Origin of the sequence: Dyadobacter sp. CY323 (assembly GCF_021390245.1) — a bacterium.
Classification (GTDB): Bacteria; Bacteroidota; Bacteroidia; order Cytophagales; family Spirosomataceae; genus Dyadobacter.
This window is the reverse complement of record NZ_JAJUXH010000015.1, coordinates 126,637-140,399: the sequence shown is the minus strand read 5'-3', so window position 1 is coordinate 140,399 and position 13,763 is coordinate 126,637. Positions and strand designations below refer to the sequence as shown.

The window sequence follows — 13,763 nt, the reverse complement described above, 5'->3', positions numbered from 1 at the left end:
TAAAGTATTCATAGGAGAGTTTTGATGCAAAAGCCAACAATGGCGGCTGCCAGGATGATGTAAGGTTCTTGCAATTTCTTGATATAAACCATTGACAGTATGGTGGTTATGGCAATCAATGCAGAAGCAGTATCGACAATCGAGCGGGTAGCGATCACGAATACTGAACCGACCAGCGCACCCACGACGGCTGCTGTAATCCCATCCACAAACGCTTTGATACTGGTATTTTTTGAGATCTTCTTAAAGTAAGGCGCAGGCAGGACTGTGAAAACAAAGCACGGAAGAAAAACGCCCAATGCAGCTACGGCAGCCCCGGCAAACCCGGAAACCAGAAACCCGATAAATCCGACTGTGATGACGACCGGCCCGGGAGTGATCATAGCGACTGCAACAGAATCCAGGAACTGCTGCTCGTTGAGCCACCCCATTTCATTAACTACCCCGGCCTGTAAAAAAGGGATGATCGCCAGCCCGCTCCCGAATACGAATGCCCCTGCCTCGCTGAAAAAAAGTCCGAGTTGGACAAGCTTGCCGGGCTCATATTGCCAGAAACCCGTACCGGCTAAAAGTATCACTGATAAGGAGGTATCTCGTCTTTGCAGCCATTTTAGCGGCGCTTTTACCACCATATAAATAAATCCAAGAAGGATAAAAAGCCAAACTTCCTCTCTTTGCGTGATAGCGGTAACGATTGCCATCGCCAAAAAGAAGAGCCACAGCAGCCATTTGCCTTTAATTGCTTCCGGCTCAATTTTACTGATTGATTTGGTGGTCAGCTTATAACAACTCAGGGTGATAATCCCAATCACCGCAGAGCCTACACCGTAAAACACGGACTGCATCCAGGGAAGCCCGCCATAAAGCTTGTAAGCCATTCCCAGCAAAACAACCATTACAAAGGACGGTAGCACAAATGCAAGCCCGGTGAGCGTCGCCCCCCCAATGCCGTAGTGCACATAGCCCAGGTAAATGCCCAGCTGGGCGGCTAGCGGTCCGGGCGCAAGTTGGGCGAGTGCCAGTCCTTCACGATATTCATCTTCGCTGATCCACTTTTTGTCTTCCACCAATTCCCGGTGCATATAGCCAATGAGCGCCACGGGGCCCCCAAAACCCATGGTGCCAAGTTTTAGAAAGTACCTGGTGAGATCAGATAAAGTGTATGAAGGCAGCCGATCATTTATTCTGCTGTTTTCATTATTCATGTTGCTGTCTGGTGATTAGGCTGCAATACTAGCAGCAACAACACCTAAATGATAGAATGAAAATGACGGATTTGTACAGGGATTACTTTTTGGGTAAATTTTTTCGAAAACTGCTGGGTTCTGCGCGGTATAATAATCTATCACTAATCAGGCACATTTGTGCTCCATAAAGCTCAGACGATCAATTCCAGGTCTGAATACCAATTACTCCATGCCATAGTAGATAGCAGGCAACAACCAGATGCAGTGCGGTTAAAATGCCAATGTGAATGTAGATATTCCTGCTCAGCATGGTTTTGCGTTCTAATGCAATGCGAATGACAGACCAGGCCGTAGCAAGTGCAAAACCAATCGTCAGGGCCATGATGGAAACAGACACAAAGCTGATTTTCCCCAGGAGTTCAAACGGATCTTTTCCGCCGATAGAGGCCATTATTGACGCACAGATGAAAAGAAGGCTGGCTATGACCGGCCACAAACCAATAGTCTGGTGCGTTAATCTGCCAGCTTTGCCCATTCGATAACGAGCTAGCCGGATAATTCCGAAGATTACAGAGCCGATCAGATAGCAAGTCCACAAACCTAGCAGAATGAGCCGGCCAAATGCCACGACAGGTGACACACGCTTGAGTACCTGTGTATCTGCCTGCAGTACATCGCCTGCAACCGGATCATACGCTTTCACCATGCTGATTTTTCCGGTTTGGTTGGAGATAAATTGGTGATCGGTGATGGCCTGATAGGTTTCTACCCCTCTGCCGAAGACGTTTGAGCTGAAAATAAATTTTCCTTTTCCCCAAATGTGCTGCACGTTAATGATCCGGTCCAGATAATCGCCTGCCTGAATCCTGGGGTTGATCAGCGTATAATAACCATTTATATCCGTGTCGGGGACAAATGCGGAGCTGTCCGAACGAATTGTCTTGTCTGATTTCAGATGGTGTGTTTGAAAACTGCGCACCAGCTGTTGAATGCGGTAGAGGGCATTTCCGTCACCCGAATTGATCATGATCGCATAGCCTGCCCGATGGTCGGGCAGATAAGAAAAATCGGTTAACCCGCCGTTTACACCCCCACCGTGTGACCGGTAAACATAGCTTTTATATGGCGAGGAATAATTGGACAACCCGTATCCGTATTCCAGGCCTTGCTTGGCACCGATCGTGGTTGCCGACATTTCCATGCGTTCAAGAGACTTTTCACTTAGGATCCTCAGGCTGTCTACACGGCCCCTTTGAATGAAGAACCCGAGCATCCTGGCCATGTCTTTTGCAGAAGCATTGATCGATCCGGACGGACGGACGCTGATATTCCAATACTTTTGCGGCTTGTTTTCCAGGTACAGTGTTGCACCCGACCGCTTATACAAATCCGTTGCGAAGTAAGTCATTGTTTCCATTCCCATCGGGCTGAAAAAATGCTCCTGGATGTAATGCTCAAAAGTCTGGCCTGTGATCTTTTCGATAATGTAGGCAGCCACCGGCGGTCCTGAATTAGAATAAGACATGCGCGTCCCCGGCATCCAGCGGGAGGTCCGCGAGTGAGGGTGATAGTCAAGACCCTGTTTCAGTGATAGTTCAGGGTCGTTCAAGGCATAATCCGCCAGATGAAGATCGTCCCAGCCCGTGGTGTGTTCCAGCAGATGTTCCACCCGGACGGGAGCGTCGTCTTCCCATGGGTTAACGAATGCAACATCAGGAGCCAGATCGCGCACTTTATCTTTAAGACTTACACGGCCTTCTTCCTGCAATTTTAAAATAGCCAGAGAAGCAAACATTTTAGATACAGAACCAATCCGGAACATCGTATTTTCATCGGCATCCCTATTTTTTCCCAGGTCCGCTTTACCCATTCCGGTGACCAAGAGTACGCTGTCACCCTGAACCATTGCCAGGCCAACTGCGGGCGTTCCGGTTTCTTTCAGGACTTTCCGGAGGGCTATCTGCAGCTCTTTCATTGTCTCCGGCTCTTTTGTTTGTGCTCTCAGCCGGGCTGGAAAAACTATTGCCAAAATAATTAACACGAATCTGAGCAGAACTGAAATGGAGGCCATTGTCTCTTAATTTTTGATAGAGGATACGGGTTCAATAATGAAGCAGGCACATTTATTATTTTACTCTATAAGGCAGGTGGCGGGAAATGCTACATGTAGTTGTTGGTTTACATCTCTGAGAGACTTTTCTTTACGGAGGTGTGAAATTTTTTGCAATTAGATTATGAAAGAATACAGATTTGAGTATACTAAAACCGGCTTACTGATTGCGATTGCAACTGGCTCTCTTATTTTGGCGATCGTAATTGCACTCTTACTCCCTGATCTTGGCTTGTTATTTGGTATAAACCTTAATGCCGTCATTGGTCTGGCAACTGGAATACTGATTATATTTCTCGCCAGAAATAACTATAAAAAAATTGCAGAAGCACTACTCAGTGACGAAGAAGCAATTTTTAAATTCGACGGGAGTGAAAGTAAGGTAGAGTTTCAAAATCTGGAATATTACAAAATTGAATACGGCAACGGCGTCTCTTTAACCCTAAAAATGCAGGACCAGCCGCTGATTAACTTTGTCGCGAATAGTAATTTTTGTAATGCACAGTTACTAGATGGTTTTTGTACCAAACTGGAAGAGAAGATGCTGGCCTACAAGGTTCAAACCAGTGCCGCTCTAGTGCGCAGACCCTCGATTTTTGAGCAAAAGTGGATGCTGTATTTTTTGCTGACTGCAACCGGAATAATCATCTTTTTAACGTTCCAATCGTTGAGCCAGAATGGTAAAATAGCCCATTCTATTACCTCAACATACTATATATTCTCTGTTTTATGGTTAGCCTGGATTGTTGCCCGAATCAGAAAAAGATAGAACCAGGCAGGTTAAATAAGGATAGCCCTCTATCATAAACATCAGGCGGCCCGGTCAGATGGGTCTACGGATACCTTAGTTTCATATTTTGACCAACTTCTTAACGACCCTTTTTTTTTCATATTCAAAAAGTAGTAAATATAACCCCGCAGGCCATGATGTGGTATCGACGTCAAAGGTTTCGTTGATCTGATATTCGGTGGAGAGCAGTTCAATGCCTGAAAGGAAAAATACTTTGAATTTCAGCAATTGACATTGCGCTCGCCAATTGGAGCTGTCCATTTGAACCGTGAACTTGTTGTTGACTACCGGGCTGGGATAAACGAGCAGATCTTCACCGCAATTTGTAATGTTTGGCACATAGGGTTCAAGTGGCGATGTGTTAAAAGTGGATTGCAAAAAATTAGGAAGCCCTTCATAAATCCTTCCATCTTTCAAATCGAAACGAACTTCATGCAGACTATTTTTTGATATGATCTCATTCGGATGATCAATGACGAGCAGTCCAACTCGGTCCAGAGAGGCCATATATAACTTTCCATCCGGGCCCAATTGCATGGAGCCACCCACATATGTGGGATTGTTGTTTAACATATCTGGGGATACAATTGGCAAAGGGGGGAGGCCAAGATGAAAGAGATCGAATTGGTAGCATCCTTCGTCATCTATCAAGGCCAAAAATAATTTCGAGTTATCTGGTGAAAAAGACAAGCTATATTGATTGGAAAAATTGCCCAGACTCCGGTAATTCGAAATGGTTCCGGTTTTGCTGTCGAAATCGTACAACTCAAAAGGCCGGTCTCTCCCATAAACTGCCACTCCTAGCATGCGACCATTGGGTGAGGCCTTAATGCTTCCGATAGATTCGCCAAAACCCATGGTTTCGGGAGGTACTTTCCTATGTACAGTGCCGATCTTTGTTTCACGGGCAGCGGCAACACCCGCCGGGGAAATTAAATAAACAAGAAATACATCGCTATCCCATCGGTGAGAGATTAGCCAAAAGTCCCTTTTATTGGCATGTGGGACTGCTGTCAATTTTTCGGAGCCAAATTTTTCCAGCAATCGATTTTTGTGGCTAGCCACCACGGCACCTTTCCCTTCTGAGAGAGCCATGTCAACCACGGAATAATGAAGTCCTCCGTTTTGGTCGGGGTAAGATCTTGTGGTAAATAAGTAAAACTGACCTGATCTGCCTGGTACCGGAAGAACGAGAGCTGATTGTGTGGAAGTTGTACTACCCAACAATTCTTTCCCATTTGCCATGATCTGGTGATCGGCAGTCCACACGGTTACCCCGTCGGTATAAAAGAAAAGTTTCCCCGACTTTGAATCAGAAGCGACCGTGGTCCCCTCGGGAGTGCGCATAGGATTGCCATAAACCGGAACCGGCTTGCCGGTTGCAAAAGAAACCCCTACACCGCGTCCGAAAAACCAATTATCGGCTTCGCGTTGGGCAGAGACTGCCGGATGGATTAATAAAAGAATGGCTAAAACGGCACTTTTTAGAAATGTCATAGCTCTAAGCAGCATTATTTTTTCTGGCAACTACTGATTATCGTGAATGTACATTGTCTTGGTAGGTAATGCGACATTCATCCAAAATGAACAGAAATGTGTCTCTATTTTGCAGTGATCGCGCTATTACATACCGTAATCGTGGCAGGCAGAATATTTTTCTTGATGAAATCTGATGCGATGTTCTTAGAACAGCTAGGTGACTTGGCTAGCTTTTCTTTTTAATAAAATACAAATAATCCCCGTCGCCATAGCTCCCTTCACTGGTGATAAGCGCAGGGAAAGTCATATCTGCTTGTATAAATCCTTCGGTGCAGAGGGAGTCTATACTATCTGTATATACTTTGAACTTGAACGTTGCTTTGCTGTTGACGGGACTTTTAGCCAGGGCCGGCGTCCAGATTGTCCCTGCATATTGCGCGCTGCCCGAAATTCCCGTCCGTTCGAATAAACCAGATCCTGTAAACCCGCCGGATGATAAGGTGGGCGCCGACATTAAAAGGCATTGCTGAAAACGCCCGTAAATCCTGAAAGACGGGTTCACCTGCGACTCTCCCCATTTGGTCACAGTCAGCGTTACTTCCCGGGCAAATTGATCACCTGGGTCTAAATAGAATAGCCGGTTTGACGCCATATCAATGTATCCGTTTGCATTTGTCTGATCTTCAACTGTCAGACGCCACGAATAGCCTGGTCCCGAACGGTCGTCGATCTCTCCGAATTGCCATTCCCCAGGATTATTGACTTCCGGCTCAGGATTTTTCTTTTTGCAGTTCCAGATTGTTACGGATAAAATAAAAAACACAATGACGCGGGCAATTTTAGTCATCACCGTACGGTTTTAAATGTGACCATTGATTTACTTAACGTTACAACGAAAAGCTGAAATAAAAAGTAAGTTATATCTTAGAACGGAATGAAATATTTTCTAAGTTTTCTCTTTGTGCTTTTGCTGTCATCCTGCAAAGAAAAACAGCCGGAGCCTATTTCGGTTTCCGATCGGGAACTGGCGTTACAGGGCATCGGCAATTCCGCCATCATGCGCAGCTTTCTTGACCTTCAAAATTCAGTGAATGCGCTTAATGAGTTTGCGATTTCATATCAACACGATTCTACTAACACACAAAAACTGCTCAGGCTGAGAAGGGAGTGGCTTAATGCGGCTGTTGCCTGGAAAATGTCCGCAATCTTTTTGCAAGGGAAACTTGGCGCTGACACCGCCTCTTCTGATCTGTATGCCCGGGCAAATGCAGCGGCCATCGATGCTATTATTTTGTCAAATGTCCCTCGATTTGACAAAACTTACATGCAATCACTTCCTGAAACATCCACAGGTTTGGCGGCGATCGAATATCTGATATACGGCACAAACAATGGAAATGCTGAGCCGGTCATTTCAGCGTTTAGTGCGGTGGGTTCGCGCCGAGGGGCTTTTCTGCACGCACTTTGTCTGGATTTGAAGCGGCAGAGCGATCAGCTTTTGTATCAATGGAGCATTTCGGGTGGCGGTTACCTCAATCAGTTTACAGCATCCAGCGGGGCTGGGCGAAATTCGTCGATTGGCGTGCTGACCGATAATATGATCACCACTATCTCCAAAATCAAAGAGGATAAGCTTGGCACGCCTTTGGGAATAAATCAAGCTGCTGCCCGCCCGGATCTCGTGGAATCCAAATACAGTGGCGAGTCCGCAACATTAATCCGAGCTGAATTGCAAAGCGTACAACAGATTTTCTCCGGAAAAAGAACCCTTGGCGTTGGATCACCAGCACTGTACTGGCTTCTGGACGAGGCCGGTGCCAGGTCGGGCGATACTGCATTGAGCGCAGCGATCGAAGCGCAGTTTGCCGACATTTCCCAGAGGCTCGACCTTATCACAATTCCCCTGGAACAAGAAATCCTAAACAATCCGAAGCAATTGGGACAAGTGTACGAATCACTGGAAAAGCTGCAAAAATTAATTGAAAATGAGGTTGTTGCCGGGCTTTATTTCCAGGACTAGTTTTAGTTGGTCCGGGCAGGTTGACAAAGGGAGTCTCACAGGCGCAAAAACATTTATCGTAATATTGCAATTAATAAATTACACGTTATATTTGCAGCATGGGAGTTACGAAAACGGAAATATTCACCGAGCAGCAAAACCGGATTGCGGATCTGGCCAAGGCGTTCTCGCACCCGGCCAGGGTTGCGATCCTGCAACTACTGGTTGCCAGGAAGTCCTGTGTATGTGGAGACCTGGTCGATGAGCTTGAACTTGCCCAAGCCACAGTTTCACAACACTTGAAAGAGCTGAAACGGATCGGGATCATTCAGGGTGAAATCAACCCGCCCCGCGTTTGCTATTGCATTAACCCCGTCGTGTGGGAGGAAGCACAAAAAACCTTTGGAGCCCTGCTAGAGACTTTTGAACTTACTACATCCTGCTGCAATTAGGCAGGGTATTTTTTTGAGAATATTAATCGTAATATTACATTTAACCAATAGAATCCATGAGCCAACCGAGTCCAGCCGCCCGCGGCCCGATAACCTGGGGTGATTTCAAAAACACCCTCGAACAAAATCCTGATTTACACCTTCAATTTCAATACGAAGAAGGCAAATTCGTCGATAGTTCTTACCACATCACCGAAATCAAGCAAGCTCCGATCGTATCTGTGGATTGCGGCGGGCAAATGAACAGCTGGACAGAAGTAATTGTCCAACTCTGGGAGCCTTCGGTGAAAGAGGTAGACCGCTCGATGAAAGTAGGCAAGGCGCTAAAAATCGTGAACCTGGTTGAAAAAACCCTGCCTTTAAACCCAAATGCGACGGTTAAGATCGAATTTGGCAATTCAAAGTTCGATACACGCCAGATGTACCCTGGTGAGTTTCTTGCCGATGGTGAAGCATTCACGGTTAATCTTGTTCCGGACTTCACACAATGCAAGGCGCTCACCCGCAACCAAAGCTGTGGCACGACAGCTTCATGCTGCGCGCCTGTACCTGTTAAACAAGAACTGGAATTAGTTACCTCGGAGGGAGCCAGCTGCGAGCCCGGCTCCGGATGCTGTTAAGCAAACAACAAACACGATGACACTACAAATTGAAAATGCCAGGCCGGAAGAAAAGGAGTTGGTGATGAGCCTACTCAAAGAAGCTGACCTTCTTACCGAAGATTTGCCGGAGGGCCTGCCCAATTTTCTTTTAACGAAAGAAGAGCAAACCCTTGTTGGAGTCGCCGGTCTTGAACTGTTCGGATCCCTTGGCTTGCTGCGTTCGGTGGCCGTTGACCCCAATCATCAGGGTAAAGGTATTGCCGGCCGGATGGTTGAGCAGCTTCTGGCTGGTGCTGACGAGCAGGGATTGCAGGCGGTTTATCTGATCACAACCACGGCAGATCATTACTTCGACCGGTATGGCTTCACGGCTGTGGACCGTCTGCAAGTTCCGGAAGCAATTCAGCAAACCCGGCAGTTTAGCGGCCTTTGCCCTTCATCGGCTGTCGTCATGAAAAGAAATTCAAAGCATCAAACTGCATGAATAACCCACGTCTTTCTTTCTTAGACCGCTATCTGACCTTGTGGATCTTTCTGGCCATGCTGATCGGTGTGTCAATAGGCTATTTTTTACCCGGGACGCCTGACTTTATCAATCAGTTTAATTCTGGGTCAACCGCAGCGGCGGCCGTTAACGTTCCACTGGCTATTGGCCTGGTACTGATGATGTACCCGCCCCTGGCGAAGGTGCGTTATGCTGAGCTTCCGAAAGTGTTTAACAACACTAAGATCCTGGGGCTTTCCCTGCTTCAAAACTGGGTTATCGGGCCGCTGCTGATGTTTGGCCTGGCTATGATCTTTTTGCCGGATAAGCCGGAATATATGACCGGTCTCATTATGATCGGCATAGCCCGCTGCATTGCGATGGTCATCGTCTGGAATGACCTGGCGAATGGCGACCGCCTGTACGCGGCAGGACTTGTTGCTTTCAACAGTATTTTTCAGGTCTTGTTTTATTCGGTGTATGCCTACGTGTTTGTTACGGTTTTGCCGCCGCTTTTCGGACTGAAAGGTTTTGAGCAGGGCCACCTTGTGGAAAATATTACGATTGGCCAGGTCGCTCAAAGCGTTTTTATCTATCTGGGTATCCCATTTTTGGCAGGAATCATTTCCAGGGTCGTATTAAGCAGGCTTTTTAGTAAAGACTGGTACGAGCATAAATTCCTTCCGGCCATTAGCCCGATCACTTTAATTGCCTTGCTGTTTACGATTGTGGTCATGTTCAGTTTGAAAGGTCAGCTGATTGTAACTATCCCCTTTGACGTCCTGCGCATTGCAATGCCGTTGACGATCTATTTTGCAATCATGTTTTTTTCTGCTTTCTATTTGTCCAAGCGTGCAGGCGCAGATTATGCCAAATCGACTTCCCTGGCCTTCACTGCCGCAGGTAACAATTTTGAGCTCGGGATCGCGGTCGCCATCGCAGTATTCGGGATTGATTCGGGGGCGGCATTCGCGGCCGTGATCGGACCGCTGATCGAAGTGCCGGTCTTGATCCTGATGGTCAATTTCGCATTGAAACAACAGCACAAGTTTTCCAATTAACTACTTTTTTAAATGAGAATTGCCTTTTTTTCAGACATTCACGCCAACCTACCGGCGTTAGAAGCGTTTTTCAAAGATGTTGAAACCAGAGATACCGACGCTATTTATTGTTTGGGAGATCTGGTCGGTTACAACATCTGGCCTAATGAAGTTATATACCAGATCAGAAAGCGGGGAATCCCTACCATTGCCGGCAATTACGATTTTGGGATTGGGAGGAGCAGCGATGATTGTGGATGTGCCTATAAAACGGACGATGAAAAAGAGAATGGTAAAGTATCGATTGCCTTTACCAATGAAATCATCAAAGACGAGCAGCGGGCCTACCTGCGTACACTGCCGGCACACATTCGTTTGGACTTCCAGTTGAATGACAGGCCACTTTCGGTGCTTCTGGTGCACGGCAGCCCCCGCCGGATCAACGAATATCTTTTTGAAGATCGCGACGAAAAAAGCATGCTGCGGATCATGGAGCAGGCCGGTGCAGATGTGATGCTTTTTGGGCATACCCACAAACCTTATCACAGAATTCTTAACTTAGTCGAGGCAGACGGCACAGATCATTTCCGTCACGCGATCAATATTGGATCGGTAGGTAAACCAAAGGATGGTGACCCAAGAGGCGGCTATGTGATCCTTCATATTAATGCGGATGCATCAATTTCAAGCAAAGAAAGTATTACGACAGAATTTATACGCTTTCACTATGATGTTGAAAAAGCGGCCAAAGCGGTTGAAGACAGCATCCTTCCCAACGCCTATGCAGAATCATTACGGTTGGCAAAATAGTATGGTTACAACTTTTTATACTAAATACTTGTCCTGTGGTGAACTGAACGGACCTTAACAATGAGACGTGTAAATCTGCTTTTTCTCTTTAATTTTCTTCTTTTGGGGGTTATTGGCTGCATCGATGGCCAACAAGATGTATTGCCTGACATAGAAATAAACGAAACTTGTTTTAGCGGTGATGTTGTGAAAAGAGCGAAGAACCAGAAAGGCACTATCTATTATGATTCAATCGAACAGAGGTTTGCGGTATATGTCACAATACCAGGCACTTATGATTCACAGGATGTAGGCTTTATCTGCGACAAGTTAGATACGCTGAAAAAAGACAATTTATCTATTGTATTCACAGGCACCTATTATCCGTACTTAGAGGATCGGCAAGCTCCGGTCGCGGGACAAGAATATTATTTTCTGGATATCCAGAAGTTCAAAGTTCTCGAAAAGCAATAGCAAGACATCCGTAGGCTGTATGGTTGCACCAACACGCTCACAAAACGTCCCATCAGTCGACGATCTGAACCGCATTAATAAGGAACAGCTTTCCCAGTTAGATGGGTATGAAAATGAGAAGAAAGCAAGAATATAATGATAATGTAGTGAGAATGAAAAAAAGCAGCCATTTTATGAAAACTGACCTTTTAGGTTTGATTTTACTAATGTTTGTTACTACGTTTTCCAGAGGGCAAAACATAAAAACTGAATACAATAAATTGCTTATAGGAAGCTGGGAGTATGATGTTGCCTACGATACAGTAGGGGTGGCGAGCAACGGAATAGAAGAGACTGAAAATTTCTTTTTTAAAGATATGATAGTAACTGAAAACAAGGTGAGAATTTCCGATATGACCGCAAAATGGAATGGAAGATGGGAAATTAAGAATACCGATGAGCTTTTTATCTATCTCAATAATAAAAAGACTTTAAAATACTGCATCACAAAATTGCAGGACAAGAATATCGAATTACAAAGTTTCGGAGATGCATTTCCGACGCTTGGTTATAAAAGAAAATGATTGTTGCTGGATTAGAATCAAAGATTGGTGAGATCGCTTGCGGCCGTATATTTATTCAAGGTATGCCCTATGTAAAAACATACTGGCTTAAAAAACATGTTTTAAATCTTTCTTATGAGGCTAATACGCTGACTTTTATCAAGCTAAAATAGCCGATTTTCCAGTTTCTTGAATTACTGACTCTCAGGAAACGTCCCTCCTGTGTGACGATCTGAGCTACCTAAAATGGGGATAGCCGACAGTTAGGTGAAATTGGTGAAATAACCTAAGTCAAATGCACTTTACTCAGTGCCTTCAAAGCAATGCCATTAAATTGCCGTATAAATGCCGCGTCACATTCAAGGGATAAAGACTTGATTGGGCTTAACTTGCATGAAAGAACAACAACTATGCAAACCGGACAAAAAATTAAGGAGATCAGGACCAGATTGGGTATGACTCAACAAGAACTAGCTCTGAAAGCAAAGGTCAATCTGAGAACCATTCAACGAATCGAAAATGGTGAAGTGATACCCCGAAGCTATACACTTAAAATCATTGCGTCAGTTTTGAACATAGAGGCAGCAGAATTGTTTGATCTAAACCTTCTGGAAAGTGAGCAGGAAACCCCCAAAAGGCACAAGGCGATGTTAATATGGCTGCATTTAGGCGCAATATTCTTTTTGCCATCTTTCCTCATCTGGTTTTTCGAAAAAGAGCATGATTTGGATATCAAGCACCATGGCGCAGATGTTATTAATTTTCAATTAAGTATGCTCGCGATTTTACTTCCCTGCCTGTTTTTCCCAGGACTGCCTCAACTGATTGCTTTATTCACAATCATAGTCATCTTAATAAATACTATCAGAGTAATAACTGGTAAATCATACCATTATCCATTGGCAGCTAGAATATTGGGTCATAAATAACGATATAGGCAGGATCTCTTTGATTGTTGCTCAATCAGTAATGATGATATCTGCAATGACCGGTAGATGGTCAAAGTCATTTATACCTGTCCGCGGAGCAGAAACATTCATGATTTTTATGTTTTTACTCGTCACGATATTGTCGATATTTTTATCGGCTTGTCCCTGTCTGCCTTCCGAGATAAGTGTACCACTTGCCGTACCAAACCAACCCTGATGACCGCCATTAGCCATATTGAAGCCGGCCTCCCTGAAATGCATTTGTTCCGCATCGGATGAATTCATATCTCCAAAGCATATAAAATATTCGTATTGCTTCAAATCCTCAATAAATGCGTTCAAGGCTGGCACATGCCAGTCTTTTTGCCAGGGAATATGTGTGGATATAACGGTAATGGTTTTATTGCCAACTTTCAAATCTCCAATTAGAGCATAGTAATCTCCGTGGGTGTATTTGAACCGGAGATTGGTGAGCTTGTAGTTGGTTGCAATGCCGTTGTAGATCCATTTATGTTCGTTACCGAAATAAACGTTGTTATAAAAAGGCTTTAAAAGTTCTTCCTGGGCATTAAAAGAACTGTCCACATCAAAGTGTTTATTCCATTCCTGAACACCGATGATATCCAGACTTTGTTCACTTAACCATTGTCTCCAGGCAGACACTTGTCTTTTGGCCATGCCGGTTATTTCTTTTTTTTGAGCTCCGCCAGGCTGTCCCATAAAACGGAAACCGCCTGCCAATCCCTGATTGAAGTGACCCACATTAAAAGATGCGACTCTGAGTTTCAAAGGAAACGTATTTGTTGTCTGAGCTTCTGCCAAATAAGAACAGGATAACAAGCCAAGGACGATGAATAATTTTTTCATGTTAAATATGAATTGAAAG

15 protein-coding genes are annotated in these 13,763 nt (G+C 45.1%); 10 read left to right on the top strand and 5 right to left on the bottom strand.

Going from position 1 to position 13,763, the window contains the following annotated elements; genetic code table 11:
• Positions 1 to 8: 8 nt before the first annotated feature.
• Together LZG72_RS20225 and LZG72_RS20220 are read right to left on the bottom strand one after the other, a co-directional pair.
• Positions 9 to 1,205 (bottom strand): chromate transporter, encoded by a 1,197-nt coding sequence (locus LZG72_RS20225; RefSeq protein ID WP_233876502.1) that lies wholly within the window; start codon positions 1,203 to 1,205, stop codon positions 9 to 11.
• A 181-nt stretch (positions 1,206 to 1,386) separates the two neighbouring features.
• On the bottom strand, positions 1,387 to 3,162 hold the full coding sequence (locus LZG72_RS20220; protein ID WP_233876500.1) for a serine hydrolase: 1,776 nt from the start codon (positions 3,160 to 3,162) through the stop codon (positions 1,387 to 1,389).
• Between the two features lie 259 nt (positions 3,163 to 3,421).
• Here LZG72_RS20220 and LZG72_RS20215 point away from each other — a divergent pair, with 259 nt between their 5' ends.
• Entirely contained in the window at positions 3,422 to 4,066 is a 645-nt protein-coding gene (locus LZG72_RS20215; RefSeq protein ID WP_233876498.1) for a hypothetical protein, read from the top strand.
• 81 nt (positions 4,067 to 4,147) lie between these two features.
• Here LZG72_RS20215 and LZG72_RS20210 read toward each other — a convergent pair whose 3' ends face one another.
• The gene (locus tag LZG72_RS20210) at positions 4,148 to 5,584 is read right to left on the bottom strand and encodes a T9SS type A sorting domain-containing protein (RefSeq protein WP_233876496.1); all 1,437 of its coding nucleotides are present in this window, start codon (positions 5,582 to 5,584) and stop codon (positions 4,148 to 4,150) included.
• A gap of 208 nt (positions 5,585 to 5,792) precedes the next feature.
• On the bottom strand, positions 5,793 to 6,413 hold the full coding sequence (locus LZG72_RS20205; RefSeq protein ID WP_233876494.1) for a hypothetical protein: 621 nt from the start codon (positions 6,411 to 6,413) through the stop codon (positions 5,793 to 5,795).
• 87 nt (positions 6,414 to 6,500) lie between these two features.
• Between LZG72_RS20205 and LZG72_RS20200 the strand changes: the two genes are divergently transcribed.
• The 9 genes from LZG72_RS20200 (at position 6,501) to LZG72_RS20160 (ending at position 12,877) form a co-directional block, all read left to right on the top strand.
• Positions 6,501 to 7,586, top strand: a complete 1,086-nt coding sequence (locus LZG72_RS20200; RefSeq protein WP_233876492.1) for an imelysin family protein — start codon at positions 6,501 to 6,503, stop codon at positions 7,584 to 7,586.
• A 98-nt stretch (positions 7,587 to 7,684) separates the two neighbouring features.
• Positions 7,685 to 8,017, top strand: coding sequence for a helix-turn-helix transcriptional regulator (locus LZG72_RS20195; RefSeq protein WP_233876490.1), 333 nt, complete (start codon positions 7,685 to 7,687; stop codon positions 8,015 to 8,017).
• 56 nt (positions 8,018 to 8,073) lie between these two features.
• Positions 8,074 to 8,637: a DUF6428 family protein gene (locus LZG72_RS20190; protein ID WP_233876488.1), complete on the top strand. Its 564-nt coding sequence runs from the start codon at positions 8,074 to 8,076 to the stop codon at positions 8,635 to 8,637.
• Between the two features lie 16 nt (positions 8,638 to 8,653).
• Positions 8,654 to 9,103 carry an arsenic resistance N-acetyltransferase ArsN2 gene (gene arsN2, locus LZG72_RS20185; protein ID WP_233876486.1) on the top strand — a complete coding sequence of 150 codons (450 nt, stop codon included), beginning with the start codon at positions 8,654 to 8,656 and terminating at the stop codon, positions 9,101 to 9,103.
• Positions 9,100 to 10,164: an ACR3 family arsenite efflux transporter gene (gene arsB, locus LZG72_RS20180; RefSeq protein WP_233876484.1), complete on the top strand. Its 1,065-nt coding sequence runs from the start codon at positions 9,100 to 9,102 to the stop codon at positions 10,162 to 10,164. Before arsN2 ends, arsB begins: the two co-directional genes overlap by 4 nt.
• A gap of 12 nt (positions 10,165 to 10,176) precedes the next feature.
• Positions 10,177 to 10,953, top strand: a complete 777-nt coding sequence (locus tag LZG72_RS20175; RefSeq protein WP_233876482.1) for a metallophosphoesterase — start codon at positions 10,177 to 10,179, stop codon at positions 10,951 to 10,953.
• A gap of 60 nt (positions 10,954 to 11,013) precedes the next feature.
• Positions 11,014 to 11,406 (top strand): hypothetical protein, encoded by a 393-nt coding sequence (locus LZG72_RS20170; RefSeq protein WP_233876480.1) that lies wholly within the window; start codon positions 11,014 to 11,016, stop codon positions 11,404 to 11,406.
• A gap of 113 nt (positions 11,407 to 11,519) precedes the next feature.
• Positions 11,520 to 11,969 (top strand): hypothetical protein, encoded by a 450-nt coding sequence (locus LZG72_RS20165; protein ID WP_233876478.1) that lies wholly within the window; start codon positions 11,520 to 11,522, stop codon positions 11,967 to 11,969.
• A 389-nt stretch (positions 11,970 to 12,358) separates the two neighbouring features.
• Positions 12,359 to 12,877, top strand: coding sequence for a helix-turn-helix domain-containing protein (locus LZG72_RS20160; protein ID WP_233876476.1), 519 nt, complete (start codon positions 12,359 to 12,361; stop codon positions 12,875 to 12,877).
• Positions 12,878 to 12,907: 30 nt separating this feature from the next.
• Here LZG72_RS20160 and LZG72_RS20155 read toward each other — a convergent pair whose 3' ends face one another.
• Positions 12,908 to 13,744 carry an endonuclease/exonuclease/phosphatase family protein gene (locus tag LZG72_RS20155; protein WP_233876474.1) on the bottom strand — a complete coding sequence of 279 codons (837 nt, stop codon included), beginning with the start codon at positions 13,742 to 13,744 and terminating at the stop codon, positions 12,908 to 12,910.
• Between the last annotated feature and the right edge of the window lie 19 nt (positions 13,745 to 13,763).